This window comes from Arthrobacter sp. WCS2018Hpa-7 (assembly GCF_031843805.1).
Classification (GTDB): Bacteria; Actinomycetota; Actinomycetes; order Actinomycetales; family Micrococcaceae; genus Arthrobacter.
Genome location: NZ_JAVTJB010000013.1, coordinates 98,583 through 115,852, shown reverse-complemented (window position 1 = coordinate 115,852; position 17,270 = coordinate 98,583). Strand labels below are relative to the sequence as shown.

Genomic DNA, 17,270 nt, shown 5'->3' with positions numbered 1-17,270 from the left:
CCATGCTTCGCAAGACCCGCGCCCTCGCCACCAACAAAAGCAAGCTTTTGGCACTCGCTGTACTTCCCGCCGTCGTGCTTCCCGTGCTGGCCGGGTGCTCCGATCCTGGAGCTTCGGCTGCCAAGCCGGAGTCCGAAGCTGCCAAGAACGGCGTTGTCTACAACACCTCGGTGGACCAGAACCGGATCCGCGCTGAGAAGGACACTGCAGCCGCCGGCACGGTCCCCGCACCGATCGCCAAGGACGGCAAGCTGACAGTGGCCACCACTGCCGGCTCCATCCCACTGTCCTTCCACGCCACGGATGACAAGACGCCGATCGGTGTGGAGGTGGACATCGCCCAGTTGGTGGCCGACAAGCTCGGGTTGGAGCTGGACCTTCAGGTGACGTCGTGGGAGAACTGGCCGCTCAAGACCCAGTCCGGTGACTTCGAAGCCGTGTTCTCCAACGTGGGCATCAACGCAGCCCGCGTGAAGCTGTTCGACTTCTCCACCTACCGCGCCGCGTACATGGGCTTTGAAGCGAAGAAGAGCTCCACGTACGACATCAAGGGTTCGGACGACATTTCCGGGCTGAAGATCTCCGTGGGCTCGGGCACCAACCAGGAGAAGATCCTGCTGGCCTGGAACAAGGAGCTCGAGGACAAGGGCAAGGCGCCGGCCACCCTGCAGTACTACTCCTCCGACGCCGACACCATCCTGGCGCTCTCCTCCGGCCGCACGGACTTGAACCTGGCACCGTTCCCATCCGTGACGTACCGCGAAAACACCCGCGACGACCTCAAGGTAGTAGGTAAAGTCAACGCCGGATGGCCGGCCGAAACGCTGGTCGCTGCCACGACGCTCAAGGGCAACGGGCTGGCCCCGGCCATCACCGACGCGCTGAACTCCACCATCAAGGACGGCTCCTACGGCAAGGTCCTGGAACGCTGGGGCCTCTCCGAGGAAGCCATCCCGGAATCCAAGACAGTCACCGAAGCGACCTTTGGGACCCCGACCGGGACCACCAAATGAAGTTCCAGGTCCTTGACATCATCCCCCACCTGAAAAATCCGGTGACGGGGGAGATCGTCTCCACCGCTGACCGCCTGAACCAAGTGGTGGAGACGGCCCGGCGTGCCGAGGAACTCGGATTCGACAGCTTCTCCGTGGGGGAACGCCACGCGGGTGAGTTCGTCTCGTCATCCCCGACGACGGTCCTCGCCGCGATCGCGGCCGTCACCAGCCGCATCCGCCTGCAGACCGGCGTCGCGGTGCTCTCCGTCCTGGACCCCGTACGGGTGGCCGAGGACTACGCCACGATCGACCAACTGAGCCGTGGCCGCCTGGAACTGGTGATCGGCAAAGGCAACGAGGTGCTCCAATACCCGCTCTTTGGCCTGTCCCTGGACGATCAGTGGGACCTGCTGGCCGAGAAATACGCACTCCTGCGGGCACTGTGGCGGAAGGAAAGCGTCACCTGGTCAGGCCGCTTCAGGTCTGCACTCACCGAGCCGACCACGACGACACCCCGCCCCTTTGCCGGTTCGCCGCGGATTTGGCACGGCTCGGCTACAACCGTGACGTCCGCTGCGCTCGCCGCCAAGTGGGGTGATCCGCTGTTCACGGCCAATGCCATCCAACCCCGGAAAAACTACAAGGTCCTGATTGACCACTACCGCGAAGAATACGAACGCCACGGCCACGATCCCCGACACCAGTACTTGGGTTCGGGCAGCGGTGCAGGGGGTGTGTTCATTGCGGACACCACGCAGGAAGCCATTCGCCAGTACGGGCCGGTTTATGAAGGGCTGACCGCCAGCCGGAATGTTCCGGGCAACAACTCGCCGTTCCGGGACATCCAGCACGCAGTGGCTGAGGGGCCGGCCCTGGTGGGCAGCCCGGAGCAGGTGATCGACAAGATCCTCAGCTACCACTCGCTGTACCTCCACGATCTCCAGTCGATCTCCCTGCCCACCACGCTGCCTTTCGAACAGCAGTTGGAGATCCTGGAACGTTTCGCGGTGGACGTCATCCCGGCCGTTCGGGCTTCGGCGCCGACCACTTTGTGGGAGTCCAGCGATCCCTTTGGTGGCCGACCCGAATTCGCCGGGGCTACCGAACCCGACGCCGCCGCAGCAGTCACAGCAGACCACGCCTTGAACAGGAGCGATACCGCACATGTCTTTGCACACTGAAACCCCTGCGCACACCGCAACAGCCCTCGAATCCTTCGACGAGGAATGGCAGGAATGGCACGCCGCCCATGAGCGTCACCGCGCCCACCCCCACGGCTTCCTCGCCGTCACCCACCTGCACTGGCTCAGCAGCGAGGCAACCCGGCTGGAAGGTGCGCCGGGCACGTGGAGTGTGGACGCCGACGTCGTGCGTGTGGTCCTGGAGCCGGGCGAAAGCCTGCAGCAGGACGGCGTCGAACTGAAAAGCGGCGAGCCGCTCGAGTTCGGGCCCATCGAGGAACGCGGCGGCATCAACCTGGTCTCGGGCGACACAGTGATCGAGGTAGCCAAGCGCGGTGGTGAGTACATTGTGCGGCCGCGAAACCCGTCCAACGCCCTCTTGCAGGAATACCAAGGCACGCCCGCCTACACGCCCAATGCTGCGTTTGCCGTGGCTGGTAGTTTTGTCCCGTTTGAGGCTCCGCGACCCACCACGGTGGGTGCCGCCGTCGAGGGCATCCAGCATGTGTACGAGGCTCCCGGCGAGATTCGTTTCACACTGGCCGGAGAGGAATTGGCCCTGACCGCCTTCAACGGGCATGCTGCGGGGTCGCTGTCCGTGCTGTTCACTGACCAGACGTCCGGGAAGACCACCTACGCGGCAAACCGCTCGCTGTCCGTGGTTCCTGCCGCTGACGGCTCGGTGGTGCTCGACTTCAACCGGGCCGTGAACCTGCCGTGCGCGTACACCGACCTCGCCACGTGCCCGCTGCCGCCCGCAGAAAATCGGCTTCCGGTGGCCATCGAAGCCGGCGAAAAGACTCCCTACGAACGTCAGGACCAGAAGTGAGTTCATCCAACCACCACAAGGCCGGATTCCTTGCAATCGAACTGGACGGCGCCGGCTATGAGAACCTTGGCACGGCCGTCCTCACCGCCGAGTCCGCAGGTTTCCACGTGGCAACCTTCACGGACGGGCGGGTTCCCGGCCGCGCCAACGCCTTGCAGCGTGCCGCGTTCGCAGGTCCCGTCACCCGCACCATCGCGGTGGTTCCTGAGGTGGACACCGTCTACACGGAGCCGTTCCACATCTCCACGCAGCTCGCGAGCCTGGACTACGTCTCCGGTGGCCGTGCGGGGTGGATCGTGACCGCCACCGAATCGCCCGAGGCCGCTGCCGCCGTCGGACGCTCTTCCGTTCTTGGCGACGCCCTGGTGCAGGAAGCCGCCGCGTCCATCGAGGTTGGCCGCCGTCTGTGGGACTCGTGGGAGGACGACGCCGTGATCCGCGACGTCGCCACGGGCCGGTACATCGATGTGGACAAGCTGCACTATGTGGACTTTGAAACGCCCTCCGATTTCCCGGGGCCGGGCTATTCCGTGAAGGGTCCGTCGATCATTCCGAGGCCGCTGCAGGGCCAGTTGCCGGTGCTCGCTGCGGCGTCCCTGGTGGGCGACGGCCTGGTTCCGGCCGACGCCGTTGACGCTGTGTTGGTCTCCGCGCCGACGCCGGAGCTGCTCGCCACTGAAGTCCGTGACGTGCGTGCCCGCCTGGGTGCGTCGGTGGCTGTTGTGGCAGAGCTCGACGTCGTCCTTGACTCGCGTGGTGAAGCTGCAGTTTCGCGCTCCTTGTCTGCTCAGGAGGCCGGCCGCGCGCGGTTTGTTGGCTCCCCGGCAGGTCTCATCGAGCTGCTCGACGCGCTGCTGCAGGAGGCCGACGGCGTTCGCCTCCACCCGGCTGCCCTGGACGTGGACCTCGATGAACTTGCACGGGTAGTCCTTCCGGAACTTCGTCGCCGCGGTTCCCTGCGGCCGCCCCTCCAGGACGGGACGTTCCGCGAGCTGCTGGGCCTCGCCCCCGCGGAAAACCGCTATGCAACCACCGCTTCCGGCGCAGGAAAGTAAGGAACACCATGACACGCGACATTTTCCAGCCGAGCGGCCAGATCCAGTTCGGTATCTTCTTCCAAGGCGTCAACTCCGGCACCATTTGGAAAGCCGCAGAATCCGGTTCGCAGACGGACTTCGAGTCGTTCCGGCGGCTCGTCCAGACCGCAGAGCGCGGCAAGTTCGCTGCCTTCTTCCTGGGCGAAGGACTGCGACTTCGCGAGCACCTGGGCCGCCCGCACGCCCTGGACGTGGTGGGCCGTCCAGACGCGCAGACCATGCTGGCTGCACTCGCTGCAGTGACCACGAACATCGGTTTGGTGGCCACCCAGAACACCACGTACAACGATCCCGCGGACCTCGCGCACCGGCTGTCCTCCCTGGACCTCATCTCCGGTGGCCGCGCTGCGTGGAACATCGTCACCACGGACAACGCCTGGACCGGGGCGAACTTCCGCCGCGGTGGATACCTGGACCACGCCGATCGCTACCGGCACGCAGAAGCCTTTGTGGAAACGGCCAAGAGGATCTGGGATTCGTGGGAAACACCTTCAGGCCCGGCACGGCGCGTTCTTCATGAGGGTCAGCACTACACCGTCGACGTGGCTCCTTTATTGCCCCGAAGCGCCCAATACCGCCCTGTGCTTTTCCAGGCCGGCGACTCCCCGGATGGCCGCAACTTCGCAGCCCGCCAGGCCGACGTGATCTTCTCCGCGCATCCGAAGTTCGACAACGCCGTGGAATTCCGCCGCGACATTGTTGCCCGTTCGGTCGCAGCCGGCCGCGGGGCCAATGCCGTCCAGATCATGCCGGCCAGCGAATTCATCCTTGCCGCCACCGATCAGGAAGCCCGGGAAAAGAAGGACTGGGTCCGCAGCCTCCAGATCGGCCCGCAGCAAGCCGTCGCCTACCTGGAGCAGTTCTGGGGCCGCGAGCTCTCCTCCTACGATCCCGATGGACCCCTTCCGGAGATCGATCCCGTGGTGGAAGAAACTTCGGAGACCCGCGGCAGCGGATTCCACGGCGCCAAGGCCCGGCAGCTCGCCGATCAGTGGAGGGCCGAGGCCAAGGACAAGGGCCTGTCCATCCGCCAGTTCGTCACATCCAAGACGGCACGCGTCGACGCCACTTTCACTGGCTCCTACACCGCAGTGGCGGACCACCTGGCAGAGTACGCCCGGGTTGGCGCCGTGGACGGCTTCAACATTTCGCCGTGGCTGGTCCCCACGGGTCTGGATGACATCGTGAACCACTTGGTGCCCGAACTCCAGGAACGCGGTGTCTACCCCACGGAATACCGCGGCACCACACTCCGCGAAAACCTTGGGCTGGAGACGCCGGTGCGCTCCGCAGAGACGGTGCGGGTCTCATGAGCGCGGGCCGCCTGTTGCAGCTCTGCCGGCGCTGGTTTGGTTTCACGCCGGACCAGCACGGCGGAGCGCCCGACGGCGGCGGGCCGGGTGCCGCCGTCGTCGACGGTTCGCGCGGGACCGTCAGCCTGCAGCTGACGGTGTTGGGGCAGCCGCTCTAGAGCAGTTCCTTGAAGACATTCCAACCCCGGCCGATGGGCCCGTACGGACCATACAGCCCTGAGTTTGAAGCGCCCGTAATGTAACTGAGAAGGTTGCCGTTGGCGTCAACGGCAGAGAGCTCGTTGTATTTCGAGTGGCCGGAACTGCCGATTCCGGCCACTTGGGAGAACGACTCCCACCCGACGCCGACGTGCGCCGGTTCCTCCCAGCCGCCTTCGCCGTCGGAGGGGTACTGGTGCAGATTGCCATACTGGTCGCGTCCGAAAATATCTACGGCACCGTCGGCGTTCATATCGCCACCGGTGATGATCTTGTTCATGACCTGCCAGCCCCACCCCACCTGTTCGGGGTCGAGCCAGCCGCCGTCGCCGTCGCCCGGGTAAAGGAAAAGACCACCTGCTGCGTCACGTGCCAGCACATCGTTGGTGCCGTCGCCATTGAAGTCACCCGGACCCACGATGGTATTGAAGACGTTCCAGCCCTGGCCAACCTGCTCGCGATCGAGCCAACCACCTTCACCATCGCCGGGGTACAGGAAGAGCTTGCCCGTTGCGTCCCGGCCGAGGAGATCGTTGAAGCCGTCGCCGTCGAAGTCGCCGGGGGAGAAGACGACGTCAAAGACGTTCCATCCTTGCCCTACCTGCCGGGGTTCGTCCCATGAACCCCAGTACGCAGGGCAAGGTCCCTCGCACATGCCTTTGTAATACGTGTAGGTCCGTGGGTAGAGGACGAGCCTGCCGTCGTCGGTCCGGGCGAGGGGCTCAAAGTTGCCGCGGCCGGTCCACCCCATGGCCCGGGTGGAAGCTTTGACGGGGAGGGTTTCCGCACTCAGTTGCGTGCCAGTGGGGCAGCCTTGGTTCCCGGGAGTCAGGGGATGCACCCGCATCGAAATGCGGCTGCCCTGGTCCTCCGGGAGGATCCGCAAGGTTTCGCCTTGCCGTTCCTCCGGGAGCGTATCGCCGTCGCGCAACCACTCCAAAGTAATGGCGTCGCCCTCGCCTTCCGGATTCCTGCAGCCCCAATAGCTGTAGTCGTACTGTCGGCGCAGCTCCGCACCCACGTACGGGGCGCCGTCGATGATTGGCGTTGGTTGGTTGTCCGCAGTGGCGGGCGGGGCGCCGGTGGCAAGCGGTGTCCCCGGGACCAACAGCCCGGCTGTCAAAGCAATTGCTGAAAGCCTTAAAAACCGTGTGGTGCGTGCTCGAACGTTCCCCATGATGTTCCCCCGGAAGCCTGCGTTGACGTTTGTGCCGACGTTACCGCACGGGCGCGCCTGCGGTCAGGAGGCGTTGGGGTTCGAGGCCACCATGAAGACGTCGATCGGGTCCTCGGATTCCAGCATGAAACCATGCCGCTCATACAAGCGGCGGGCGGCGCTGCCTTGAAGGACGTTCAAACGGAACGGGCGTTCGTCAAGGGAGGCCGTCATGACATGCCTCAGCACGGCACCGCCCAGGCCCCTGCCCTGATGGGTGGGAGCAACATAGAAGTGCTCGATCCACCGCGCGTCCGGCTCGGGACGAACGGCAATGACGCCGGCATCCACGCCGTCGGTATGGATGATGTACGTGTGCTCCGGCTGGAAACCGTTCAGGAAGCGCTCGCGCACACGGACGGGGTCGAAACGCTCCAAGCGTTCAAGGTCCGGGCGCATCACCACGGCCCGGAGTTCCGCTATCCAGGCAGCATCCGAGGCAACGGCAGGGCGGAGGGCAAAATCGGCAGACATGGATCCAGCCTATGCCGCCGGGCCGGTCAGGAGGCCCGCGCGAGATACTCCGCCAAGGCGTCCCGCATGATGGCCGAGGGTCTGCGGTGCTCAGCTTCAGCCCGTGCCAGCAGTTGGTCATCCATTTCCCGCGAAAGCCTGAGGGATCGCGACGGAGAAGTGCCTTTGGCGCTCAACGATGGCTTGCCCACGGCGCGTTTTACTGCCTCGGCTGAGCCCAAAGCTGCCTCAAGAATTGACTGCCCGGCCCCGGGTCCCTCGGCCTTTGTGATGCGTGCATCGTTCCCGAGGTCGGCCGTCTCTGCCCACTCTGCCAATTCGGCGTAGCGCTCTTCGCCATCAACGTTCACGATGGCCTCTGTTGCATTTTTCGCAGCTTTGCTCATTGCACTGTGCCCCTTTCTGCAATATCGAGAATCTTCCGCCTTGCTTCCATAACGTGAAAGATCAGAATGTCACCTGGCGGCGTAATCATAGCCATGACCTCGAGAGTCGTTCTACAGTCACGGCTTGGGCCAATAAAGAGATCAGGCCTGGTAGTTGTGTCAACGCGGGGGGCGTCGAATTGTTCGATGCGGTACGCGTAGTTGAGGATCGCGTGCAATGCGTCTTCCCTGTCGAACCCATGCTTGTCTGCGCTCCTGGCCCATCTGATCCCCATGGAATATTGTCGCACAATAATGTCAATTATTGCAAGACAATATTTGCGAGTCTGTCGTGGGCGGAAATCAATCCAGCCCCCCGCGCAAACCATAGGATGAAACGGACGGAAAGGTGCAGCCACGATGGTCACACGCGAAGAAGTAGAAGCAGCGTACTCACGGACAGCGGGCTGGGTCCGCCACACGCCCCTTGCCGAGAGCGGCGACCAGGAGCCGTACCACCTGTGGTTCAAATGCGAATACATGCAGCACACGGGCTCCTTCAAAGCCCGTGGCGCGTTCAACCGGCTCCTCACAGCGAAGGAAAACGGCGAGCTGGACCCGGCAGTCGGCGTCGTGGTGGCGTCCGGCGGCAACGCAGGCCTGGCCAACGCGTACGCGGCAGCCAAACTCGGAGTCCCGGCAACGGTGTTCGTCCCGGAATCCGCACCGGCGAACAAAGTCCACAAGCTCTATGCCATTGGCGCCACCGTGGTCCAGGGCGGGGCCGAGTACGCCGAAGCCTATGCGGCTGCCGTGCGCTTCGCCGAGGAGAAGGGCGCGGTCTACTGCCACGCCTACGACCAGCCGGAGATCGTGGCCGGCGCCGGTGGGGTGGGGCTTGAGCTGCTGGATGAACTGCCCGACGTCGACGCAATCCTCGTTGCTGTCGGCGGCGGCGGATTGATGGGCGGCATTGCGGCCGCGGCAGAGGGCAGGGCGCACGTTGTGGGTGTCGAACCTGAAACAGTTCCAACTTTGCACACGGCGTTGGCCAAGGGTGAGCCCGTGGACGTGGCTGTCTCCGGGATCGCCGCGGACTCCCTGGGAGCCCGGCGGATTGGTGAGATCGGCTTTGGAGTTGCCCGCCGCACAGGTGTCCAGAGCGTCCTTGTCACGGATGAGGACATCGTCCAGGCGCGTCGTGCACTCTGGGAGAAGCACAGGATAGTGGTGGAACACGGTGCGGCCGCAGCCTACGCGGCGTTGCTGTCCGGCGCCTACACCCCAAAGGCGGGCGAAACCGTGGCAGTGATCCTCTGCGGGGCCAACACGGACCCCGCCCACTTCTAACCGCACCCCAGCCGGCCCGCACCCAAGTAGGTCGCAGAAGAGCGCGTTTTGAGCTCTCTAAACGCGCGCTACTGCGACTCAGTTGGGTCAGCGGACACAAGAATCCCCGCCGGTGATGTCCGGCGGGGATTCGGCGTCGGCAGGTCTGCCCTGCCACAGCGGTTCCTACTTTTTGGGCAGGCCTGCCGGGTTCAGTTCGGACGCGGGAATCGCCTCGGAAGAAAGGCCCCAACGGTCCAGGATCTTGCCGTAGTTGCCATCCTTGATAAGGGTGTTGAGTGCAGCCTGGGCAGCCACGGCCAAACCGTTGCCCTTCTGAGTGGTGAATGCGATTTCGGCCTTCAGCGGCCAACCACCTTCGAGGGTGCCCACTTCCTTGGTCTTGCCATCCTTCGCGGCCTTGTACGCCGCGGACGCGTTTGGCCCGAACGTGAGGTCCGCGCGTCCTGACTGGAGGGCAAGCTGGGAGGCGGAGTCGTCGTCGTAATACTGGAACTCAACCGGCTTCAAGCCGTTATTCTTGTTCTCCTCGTCCCAGCGGACCAGGATGGCTTCCTGGTTGGTGCCCGAGCCGACGATGATGCGCTTGCCGGCTACGTCCTTGGCTTCCTTGACCTCGCCGATGTCCGAGTCGGTCTTGGCGTAGAAGCCCAGGAGGTCATTGCGGTACGTGGCGAAGTCGAACTTCTCCTTGCGGGCCTCGGTGACGGTGACGTTGGAGAGAACGGCCTCGTACTTGCCGGACTCGACGCCCAGCGGCCAGTCGGCCCAAGCCACGGGAAGAACCTCAACCTGCAGGCCCAGGCTCTCGCCCACGGCATAAGCGATGTCCACTTCGCTGCCGATCAGGGTTTTGTTGTCCGTGGCGAAGGTGCTCAACGGGGGAGTGCCGCCGGTGGTCACTACGGTCAGCTTGCCGTCGGCTTTGATGGCGTCCGGAACCAGAGCTGCCGCGGCAGAGTCCACCGTCACCTTGATGCGGTCCTGCTGCGGGGTCAGGTTGAACTCTTTGGTGGAAGAGCTCGACGCCGGAGCGGACGCACCTGTCGCCGCCGTCGCACCCGGGTCCGAGCAGGCCGCGAGCCCGAGCAAAGCGGTGGCGGCCAGCGCCGCGGTGACGCCGGTCTTGGCTGCAAAACGTGCCATTGGTTCTCCTTGGGTTCGTCCTGGTCATCGCGACAGGGCGGTCTGATGCGTACTTGTGGCTGCAACTATCCGGCAGCCCACTGATGCAGGTCAAAGTGCTCTGAAACGCTGGGATACAGGGGTTCACGGCGGTTAATCGGGCGTCGAACGGGGTCACAAAAGCCTCCCGGGTACGGGTGGAAACCACCGCGCGACGCAACTCACAGAAATAAGCCGGGCGCCGCCGTCGTTGTCGCTTAAGTGCCCGGCAATCAACCGTGCGGGCACCGAAACGTACCGAAAGGCCTTCCTGTGACTGTTCCTCTTTCCATCCTCGACCTGGCAACCATCGGCAAGGGCCAGACGGTGGCGGAAAGCCTCGCTGGCAGCGTGGCCATGGCACAGAAGGCCGAAGAGTTGGGCTACCGGCGGGTCTGGTACGCCGAGCACCACAACATGTCCGCGATCGCTTCCTCGGCCACAAGCGTGCTGATCGCCCACGTTGCCGCCCACACCAACACCATTCGCCTGGGAGCCGGCGGCGTCATGCTGCCCAACCATTCACCGCTGACCATCGCGGAGCAGTTCGGCACGCTGGAGACGCTGCACCCGGGGCGGATCGACCTCGGACTGGGACGCGCGCCGGGCAGCGACCAGAACACCATGCGGGCACTGCGCCGAGACCACACATCCTCGGACAGGTTCCCGCAGGACGTCCTGGAACTTCAGGGCTACCTTACCGGACCCACCCGCATCCAGGGTGTCGAAGCCACACCGGGCAAGGGCACCAACGTGCCGCTCTACATCCTGGGATCCTCGCTGTTCGGCGCCCAACTGGCCGCTCAGTTGGGCCTTCCCTACGCGTTTGCTTCACACTTTGCTCCGGCTGCCTTGCAGGACGCTGTTGCGGTCTACCGACGCGAATTCAAGCCCTCGGATCAGTTGTCCGAGCCGCATGTGATCGCCGGTGTTAACGCCACTGCTGCGGACTCCAACGCCGAGGCCCAAGCCATCCACCTGGCCGTGAAGCGTGCCCGCGTTTCGTTGTTCTTCGGTGGTGGCCGCGAGTTCACGGATGAAGAAGCGGACATGGTGCTCGACTCCCCGCAAGGCCAGCACATCGCCCAGATGATGAAGTTCTCAGCCGTGGGAACCAAGGACGTGGTGCACGACTACCTTGATGAGTTCGCGGCGTTCGCTGACGCCGACGAGCTGATCGTGGCGCACCAGAGCATCGGCACCGAAGAGCGTTTGCGGTCCGTGGAACTGGTGGCCGAGGTCGCGGGCTTGGTTCCCGCATAAATCCAAGGAAAAGCTTTACGCGTTTGCAATCTACTAGGTAGTCAAGCGAAACCGTCCGGGCGGAGACTGTAGTTATCCGCTTCGGAAGGGTCTGCCATGCCTACGCACTTGAATCAATCAGTTGCCGATTCCGCGCTGCTGATGAAATCGCTCCCGCTTGGCCTGCTCCGAACGGTGCTCCAATCCGACGCGGAGAACGGCATCACCCCGCAGTTGTTCGCGGAGCTCAGGGTCCTCGCCCGGGTTCCTGGTTTGCTGGTGGCCTGCAACTATGGCGGCACCCTCTGCTCGGCTGAGGGCGTTTCCACCGAGACGTTGCCCCTGGACAGCGCAGCCGTGGCACTCCGTGCCTTGGCTGCGCTGCCGAACACGCATACGGCCATCATTTCCGGCCGGTCCCTCAGGGATCTGGCCGCGGTGTCCAGGCTGCCGGCGGAAGTCCATCTGGTGGGGTCCCACGGGGTGGAGTTCGACATGGGCTACGCCTACACGCTCTCGCTCGCCACCGAACAGTTGCTTCAACAGGTGGCCACCGCGCTGACGGAAGCCATCGGTTTCGAAAAGGGCATCAGCGTTGTCCGCAAGCCTGTGGGCGTCGCCGTGCACACCCGGCCGGCGACCCCTGAAGTAGTGGACCGGGTGATTTTCGCTTCGCAGAAGATTGCCATCGAGTTTGGTCTGTACTTCATCATTGACGGAACGGTCCTGGACCTTACCGTCGAAGAACCAGCCAAGGGACAAGCCCTTGAACAGCTCCGTGCGAGGCTTGGCGTCAGCGCCGCGCTGTACGCGGGCGACGCCGAAAGCGACGAAAAGGCGCTCGCAACCCTGCGCGGCCCGGACCTGGGCTTGCACGTCGGGCCGGGGGATACGACGGCGGGACACACCATCCCGGATCCGGAGTCCTTTGCGCACGTGCTGGCTTTGTTGTTCGAACTGCGGCGGGCGTGGTTGTTCGGCGAAGACGCGGTGGGTCTGGAACGCCATTCGATGATCGGCAACGGCAGCTCCACTGCGTTGATCACCCCGGATGCCAAGGTTTGCTGGATGAGCCACCCCTTGCCGGATTCCGGGTCCCTGTTTGCCCATATCCTGGGCGGTGATCCCGCCGGCCATTTCAGCATTGAGCCCGTGAAGCCGTCCCAGGTGCTGGCGCAACGCTATGTGGACAACACCATGATCGTGGAGACCCGCTGGGCCGATGTCACGGTGACCGACTATTTGGAGCCCGCACCCGAGGGCATCACCAGCCTGGTCCGTGTCCTGTCCGGGACGGGCAACGCACGCGTGGTGTTCGCGCCAAGGCCTGACTACGCCAATGCGCCGTTCAACATGGAGATCCGCGGCGATGAGGTCCACATCATCGGGACGTCGGACCCGATCATCCTCTCGGCGCCGGGTGTTGTTTTTACCATTACCAACGATGCCAAGTACGCCACGGCAACGGCAGAGGTCGTTTTGGGCGATGGTCCCGTAGTGCTGAATATGCGCTGCGGTGACACCGAGCCGCCACCCGCGGACCCGGCAGGCGAACCTCACCGGCGTGCCGCCGTCGGGCTGGCAGCGCGTGAGTGGGTCAAGGCATTGCAGCTGCCCAGCATCAAGACCTCGCTGGTGCGGCGTTCCGCTCTGGTGCTGAAGTCGCTGGTCCACCAGCCCACTGGCGCAGTGCTGGCCGCGCCCACCACGTCCCTGCCGGAAGGTATTGGCGGCACGCGTAACTGGGATTACCGGTATTGCTGGCTGCGGGACGGGTCCATGACCGTGAACTCGTTGGTGTCGTTGGGATCCACTGAAGAAGCAGACGGTTTCCTGGGATGGCTGGGCCGGATTCTGGAGAACGCGCCGGGACCGGAATGGCTGCACCCCCTCTATTCGGTGACGGGCGCGCCGCTGTCCACGGAGGCCATTGTTGAGAGCCTTCCCGGCTATGCGGGGTCGCGGCCGGTGCGGATCGGCAACGCCGCGGACCACCAGGTGCAATTGGACGTTTTTGGGCCCATCGCCGAGCTGATCCACGATCTTGCCGAACGGCGCGGATACCTTCCGGACCAGCACTGGTTCCTCATGGAGCAGATGGCGCACGCTGTGCTGGCCCGTTGGCACGAGCCGGACCACGGGATTTGGGAAGCCCGCAGGCCGCCGCGGCACCATGTGTACACCAAAGTCATGTGCTGGATGACGCTGGATCGGGCGCTCAGGACTGCCGCTTTGCATGGCAGGGTTCCTCATGCGGACTGGTCGCCCACCGCGGACACCATTCGCGAAGAAGTCCTGCGCGAGGGCTGGGATTCATCCGCTGCGTCTTACACCGTGGCCTACGACAGCCCGGACCTCGATGCTGCCGTCCTGCACATCGGCTTGTCCGGCCTGCTTGACGCCCAAGACCAGCGTTTCCTGGACACCGTGACTGCCGTCGAACGCGAACTTCGCGTGGGGCCTACCGTTTTCCGTTACAGGTACGACGACGGCTTGCCGGGTTTGGAGGGCGGCTTCCACATCTGCACCACGTGGCTGATCGAGGCGTACCTTTCCGTGGGTCGCCTGGATGATGCGTTGGAGCTGTTCAACCAGTTGGTGGCATTGTTCGGTCCCACGGGCCTGCTGCCCGAAGAGTACGACCCCGGCACTGAAACGCACTTGGGCAACCATCCCCAGGCGTACTCGCATCTGGGTTTCATTCGCTGTGCGCAGCTCCTGGACCACTATCTTGCCAGCGCGGACGTGGAGTAACCCAGCGCTAGGTGAGCAGCAGCGCCACGGCGATCATGGCGGGCACGGCCACGATGGTGGTGATGAGGACGGTGTCCTTGGCTACGGTGATCCCGGCTTGGTAGCGGTTGGCAGCGACAAACACGTTCTGGGCCGTGGGCAGCGCTGATGTCACCACGACGGCGAACAGCGCGTGCCCGTCCATCCCCAAGGCGAAACGGGCGAACAAGTACGCGATCAACGGGTGGACAACCAGTTTGAAGCCACTGGCCAACAAGGTGTCCAGCCGGCGGCCGGCGGCTTTCTGCAGGGGTTTGGAGCCGTTGAGGCTCATGCCGAACGCCATCAGCATGGCCGGAATCGCTGCTCCGCCGATCAGATGGATGGGCTCCAGAACCAGCGTCGGTACTTGGAATCCGGTCCCGGCCACCACCAGGCCGAGCGCCGAGCCCACGATCATGGGGTTCTTCACGATCATCAGCAGGAAGCGCAGGGGAGTGGTGCGATGCGAACTGGTGCTGGCGTCGAGGGCCATCAGATACATCGGGGTGAAGAACGCCAGTTGGAAGATCAACAACGGAGCCACATAGCTCGCATCGCCCAGGACAAACACGGCGATGGGGATGCCCAGGTTGGCCGAGTTGGCCAGCGATGCGCTCATGGAGGACATCAGTGCTTCCGGCATGGCCCGTTTCAGCCAGAACTTGACGATCAGGAAGAACAGCAGGCCGGTGAGGACGGCACCCACGGCGGTGACCAGGAGCGGTGCGGCGAAGACATCGTGCAGCTTGGCCTTGCTCAAGGTCTCGAAGAGGAGCGCCGGGCTTGCAACGAAGAACGTCAGTGAACTCAGCACCGACCTTGCGTTCTCGCCCAGGATCTCCCGGCGTCCCACGAACATGCCCACCAGGATGATCGCCCAGACAACAAAGAACCCCGACAGGACGCCAATCATGACAGCATGCGGGTGGGGATTCGTTGGCTCACGGGTAACAGCCTAGCCAGAACCGGCCCCTGAGTAAGCGCTTTCTCGCGATTGTTCCGCTATGCGGACACTGGAGTTTTTGTACAGCTAATGACCTTATAGGGCCGTCTTGGCGGCATTATCTGTACAAAAACGCGCTCGACGTGGAACCTTAGCTGAGGTGCGCTGCGTTGCTCAGCGCGTGCGGCGGGCGCATCAGCCCGGGGGTGTGGCCCTCTGCGGGGTCGTTGCCGAGCTGCAGGATCGTGTTGTCCTTGCCCACGTGGACCACCTTGGGTTCGTAGGCCCTGGCTTCCTCCGTGGTCATTTCTGCGTAGGTGATCAGGATGACGGTGTCGCCAACATGGACCATATGGGCGGCCGCGCCGTTGATGCCGATCACGCCGGAACCGCGCTCGCCGGCAATGGTGTACGTCTCCAAGCGGGCGCCGTTGGTGACGTCCACAATGGAAACCAGCTCGCCGGGCAGGATGTCGGCCGCGTCCAGGAGGTCCAGGTCGACAGTGACCGAACCGACGTAGTGGAGGTCGGCATGGGTCACCGTTGCGCGGTGGATCTTGGACTTGAACATTGTGCGGATCATAATGCGATCAGTTTAGCGCGGCACCCTCATCCGGCGCTGTGACGTACCAGACGTTCAGCCGGTTCGTAGCGTTCCAGGCTCGTTCCTGCCACCACCAGCCCACGCAGCTCGGCCAGCCCGCCGGCCACCACTCCGGCAGCGCGCGCTTGGACCAGGACATTGCCCTGGGCAGTCGCCTCAACGGGTCCTGCGATAACCGGTTTGCCGGTGGCATCGGCAGTGAGCTGGCACAGGAGCCGGTTTTGCGAACCTCCACCTACAATGTGCACCACGCGGGTGCTGCGGCCTGTAAGGCGCTCGGCGTCGGCCAGCGTTCGGGCGTACCCGGCGGCGAGGCTGTCCATAATGCACCGCACGACGACGGCAGGCCGGTCCGCGAGCACCGCACCTGTGTTGCGCACGGCTGCGCGGATACGGTCCGGCATGTTGTCGGGGGCAGTGAACGCAGGATCATCGGCATTGATCTGCGGGCCGTCGGCCGGAAGCGCAGCCGCCGAGTCCAACAGCGCCGGGAGTGCCTGCGTGTAACCTTCCGCTGCCCACGCACGCTGGCATTCGCTGAGGAGCCACAGACCACCCACGTTGCGGAGGTAGCGGATGGTGCCTTCCACGCCGCGTTCGTTGGTGAAGTTGGCCTTACGACTGGCTTCGGTGAGGACGGGTTGATCCAGTTCGACGCCCACCAACGACCAGGTTCCGGAGGAGATGTACGCGAAATCCGGGTCTTCAGCGGGGACCGCTGCCACGGCCGAGGCGGTGTCGTGCGAACCCACGGCAACCACGGTGGTGCCCGCGGAGAGGCCCGTCTGCTCAAGGATCCCGGGCAACAGGGTGCCCACGGTTTCCCCCGGCTGGATGAGCTCAGGGAAGATGTTCCGGGGCAGTCCCAGGGCGCCAAGGAATTCGGTGGCCCACTCGCCGGCCACGGCATCGAACAAGCCGGTGGTGGAAGCGTTCGTGGCTTCAGTCCGGCGCTCACCTGTCAGCAGGAAGGCGATCAGGTCCGGAATCAGCAGGGCTTGCACACCATCAAGATTCGGCTCCGCTGCGAGCTGGTACAGGGTGTTGAACTGCAGGAACTGAAGTCCCGTGGTGGCATACAGCGTTTCAGGAGAAATTGCTGAGTGCACACGCTCCACGGTCGCCCTGCTGCGCTCGTCCCGGTAGCTGAACGGCACCGAGGTGAGGTCCCCGGCATCGTTCACCAAGCCATAGTCCACCGCCCACGTGTCGATGCCGATGCTCACGATGCGCTCGCCGTTCCCACGCGCCAACGCAGCGGCAGCCGCCAGGCCCTTGAGCACCTCAGCGAACAGGGCGTCGAAATCCCAGCGGAGGCCGCCGTCGAGCTCTACAACCCCGTTGGGAAAGCGGTGGATGGTCTCGAGGGACACCCCGGACGTGGCGGAGACGCGGCCCAGCATGACGCGCCCGGAGGAGGCCCCGATGTCGATGGCGGCGAACACGGCGTTGCGGCCCGCGGGAGCGGACACCGCCCCGGCGTGTGCCGGGACGGTGCTCGCGATGGTTCCGTTGATCACTATC

16 protein-coding genes are annotated in these 17,270 nt (G+C 64.3%); 9 read left to right on the top strand and 7 right to left on the bottom strand.

Annotated features, from left to right (window positions below; genetic code table 11):
* Positions 1-2: 2 nt before the first annotated feature.
* The 6 genes from RQH14_RS14995 to RQH14_RS14970 are packed head-to-tail and all read left to right on the top strand — an operon-like array spanning position 3 to position 5,573.
* Positions 3-1,013 (top strand): ABC transporter substrate-binding protein, encoded by a 1,011-nt coding sequence (locus RQH14_RS14995; RefSeq protein ID WP_311213972.1) that lies wholly within the window; start codon positions 3-5, stop codon positions 1,011-1,013.
* Positions 1,010-2,176 (top strand): LLM class flavin-dependent oxidoreductase, encoded by a 1,167-nt coding sequence (locus tag RQH14_RS14990; protein WP_311213971.1) that lies wholly within the window; start codon positions 1,010-1,012, stop codon positions 2,174-2,176. Before RQH14_RS14995 ends, RQH14_RS14990 begins: the two co-directional genes overlap by 4 nt.
* On the top strand, positions 2,160-3,005 hold the full coding sequence (locus RQH14_RS14985) for a DUF1684 domain-containing protein (RefSeq protein WP_311213970.1): 846 nt from the start codon (positions 2,160-2,162) through the stop codon (positions 3,003-3,005). Before RQH14_RS14990 ends, RQH14_RS14985 begins: the two co-directional genes overlap by 17 nt.
* The gene (locus RQH14_RS14980) at positions 3,002-4,060 is read left to right on the top strand and encodes an LLM class flavin-dependent oxidoreductase (RefSeq protein WP_311213969.1); all 1,059 of its coding nucleotides are present in this window, start codon (positions 3,002-3,004) and stop codon (positions 4,058-4,060) included. The genes RQH14_RS14985 and RQH14_RS14980 overlap by 4 nt, the downstream gene beginning before the upstream one ends.
* Before the next feature lie 8 nt (positions 4,061-4,068).
* Positions 4,069-5,415: an NtaA/DmoA family FMN-dependent monooxygenase gene (locus RQH14_RS14975; RefSeq protein WP_311213968.1), complete on the top strand. Its 1,347-nt coding sequence runs from the start codon at positions 4,069-4,071 to the stop codon at positions 5,413-5,415.
* 14 nt (positions 5,416-5,429) lie between these two features.
* On the top strand, positions 5,430-5,573 hold the full coding sequence (locus RQH14_RS14970; protein WP_231338454.1) for a hypothetical protein: 144 nt from the start codon (positions 5,430-5,432) through the stop codon (positions 5,571-5,573).
* Here RQH14_RS14970 and RQH14_RS14965 read toward each other — a convergent pair.
* The 3 genes from RQH14_RS14965 to RQH14_RS14955 all read right to left on the bottom strand — a co-directional run bounded on the left by RQH14_RS14965 (position 5,570) and on the right by RQH14_RS14955 (position 7,689).
* Positions 5,570-6,790: a VCBS repeat-containing protein gene (locus RQH14_RS14965; RefSeq protein WP_311213967.1), complete on the bottom strand. Its 1,221-nt coding sequence runs from the start codon at positions 6,788-6,790 to the stop codon at positions 5,570-5,572. The genes RQH14_RS14970 and RQH14_RS14965 overlap by 4 nt on opposite strands.
* A 63-nt stretch (positions 6,791-6,853) precedes the next feature.
* A complete protein-coding gene (locus tag RQH14_RS14960; protein ID WP_311213966.1) occupies positions 6,854-7,303 on the bottom strand; it encodes a GNAT family N-acetyltransferase in 450 nt (149 codons plus the stop codon).
* 26 nt (positions 7,304-7,329) lie between these two features.
* A complete protein-coding gene (locus RQH14_RS14955) occupies positions 7,330-7,689 on the bottom strand; it encodes a hypothetical protein (RefSeq protein ID WP_311213965.1) in 360 nt (119 codons plus the stop codon).
* Between the two features lie 399 nt (positions 7,690-8,088).
* On the opposite strand from RQH14_RS14955, the gene RQH14_RS14950 reads away from it, so the two are divergent.
* Positions 8,089-9,018: a threonine/serine dehydratase gene (locus tag RQH14_RS14950; RefSeq protein ID WP_311213964.1), complete on the top strand. Its 930-nt coding sequence runs from the start codon at positions 8,089-8,091 to the stop codon at positions 9,016-9,018.
* A 165-nt stretch (positions 9,019-9,183) separates the two neighbouring features.
* Here the strand turns inward: RQH14_RS14950 and RQH14_RS14945 are convergent, their stop codons facing one another.
* Positions 9,184-10,164 carry an ABC transporter substrate-binding protein gene (locus RQH14_RS14945; RefSeq protein WP_311213963.1) on the bottom strand — a complete coding sequence of 327 codons (981 nt, stop codon included), beginning with the start codon at positions 10,162-10,164 and terminating at the stop codon, positions 9,184-9,186.
* A gap of 291 nt (positions 10,165-10,455) precedes the next feature.
* On the opposite strand from RQH14_RS14945, the gene RQH14_RS14940 reads away from it, so the two are divergent.
* Together RQH14_RS14940 and RQH14_RS14935 are read left to right on the top strand one after the other, a co-directional pair.
* Positions 10,456-11,445, top strand: a complete 990-nt coding sequence (locus RQH14_RS14940) for an LLM class flavin-dependent oxidoreductase (RefSeq protein ID WP_311213962.1) — start codon at positions 10,456-10,458, stop codon at positions 11,443-11,445.
* 96 nt (positions 11,446-11,541) lie between these two features.
* A complete protein-coding gene (locus RQH14_RS14935) occupies positions 11,542-14,178 on the top strand; it encodes a trehalase-like domain-containing protein (protein WP_311213961.1) in 2,637 nt (878 codons plus the stop codon).
* A 7-nt stretch (positions 14,179-14,185) separates the two neighbouring features.
* On the opposite strand, the gene RQH14_RS14930 is transcribed toward RQH14_RS14935, so the two are convergent.
* The 3 genes from RQH14_RS14930 to RQH14_RS14920 all read right to left on the bottom strand — a co-directional run bounded on the left by RQH14_RS14930 (position 14,186) and on the right by RQH14_RS14920 (position 17,149).
* Positions 14,186-15,112, bottom strand: a complete 927-nt coding sequence (locus RQH14_RS14930) for an AEC family transporter (protein ID WP_311213960.1) — start codon at positions 15,110-15,112, stop codon at positions 14,186-14,188.
* A 181-nt stretch (positions 15,113-15,293) separates the two neighbouring features.
* Positions 15,294-15,725, bottom strand: a complete 432-nt coding sequence (gene panD / locus RQH14_RS14925; RefSeq protein ID WP_311213959.1) for an aspartate 1-decarboxylase — start codon at positions 15,723-15,725, stop codon at positions 15,294-15,296.
* Positions 15,726-15,751: 26 nt separating this feature from the next.
* Positions 15,752-17,149 (bottom strand): rhamnulokinase family protein, encoded by a 1,398-nt coding sequence (locus tag RQH14_RS14920; protein WP_396136306.1) that lies wholly within the window; start codon positions 17,147-17,149, stop codon positions 15,752-15,754.
* Between the last annotated feature and the right edge of the window lie 121 nt (positions 17,150-17,270).

Excerpts from the sequence above, each read along its gene's own strand:
- RQH14_RS14935 (WP_311213961.1), top strand. The coding sequence starts at position 11,542 with ATGCCTACGCACTTGAATCAATCAGTTGCCGATTCCGCGCTGCTGATG.
- RQH14_RS14960 (WP_311213966.1), bottom strand. The coding sequence starts at position 7,303 with ATGTCTGCCGATTTTGCCCTCCGCCCTGCCGTTGCCTCGGATGCTGCC.
- RQH14_RS14950 (WP_311213964.1), top strand. The coding sequence starts at position 8,089 with ATGGTCACACGCGAAGAAGTAGAAGCAGCGTACTCACGGACAGCGGGC.
- panD (WP_311213959.1), bottom strand. The coding sequence starts at position 15,725 with ATGATCCGCACAATGTTCAAGTCCAAGATCCACCGCGCAACGGTGACC.
- RQH14_RS14975 (WP_311213968.1), top strand. The coding sequence starts at position 4,069 with ATGACACGCGACATTTTCCAGCCGAGCGGCCAGATCCAGTTCGGTATC.
- RQH14_RS14920 (WP_396136306.1), bottom strand. The coding sequence starts at position 17,149 with ATGCTGGGCCGCGTCTCCGCCACGTCCGGGGTGTCCCTCGAGACCATC.
- RQH14_RS14945 (WP_311213963.1), bottom strand. The coding sequence starts at position 10,164 with ATGGCACGTTTTGCAGCCAAGACCGGCGTCACCGCGGCGCTGGCCGCC.
- RQH14_RS14990 (WP_311213971.1), top strand. The coding sequence starts at position 1,010 with ATGAAGTTCCAGGTCCTTGACATCATCCCCCACCTGAAAAATCCGGTG.
- RQH14_RS14930 (WP_311213960.1), bottom strand. The coding sequence starts at position 15,112 with ATGATTGGCGTCCTGTCGGGGTTCTTTGTTGTCTGGGCGATCATCCTG.
- RQH14_RS14995 (WP_311213972.1), top strand. The coding sequence starts at position 3 with ATGCTTCGCAAGACCCGCGCCCTCGCCACCAACAAAAGCAAGCTTTTG.
- RQH14_RS14955 (WP_311213965.1), bottom strand. The coding sequence starts at position 7,689 with ATGAGCAAAGCTGCGAAAAATGCAACAGAGGCCATCGTGAACGTTGAT.
- RQH14_RS14985 (WP_311213970.1), top strand. The coding sequence starts at position 2,160 with ATGTCTTTGCACACTGAAACCCCTGCGCACACCGCAACAGCCCTCGAA.
- RQH14_RS14965 (WP_311213967.1), bottom strand. The coding sequence starts at position 6,790 with ATGGGGAACGTTCGAGCACGCACCACACGGTTTTTAAGGCTTTCAGCA.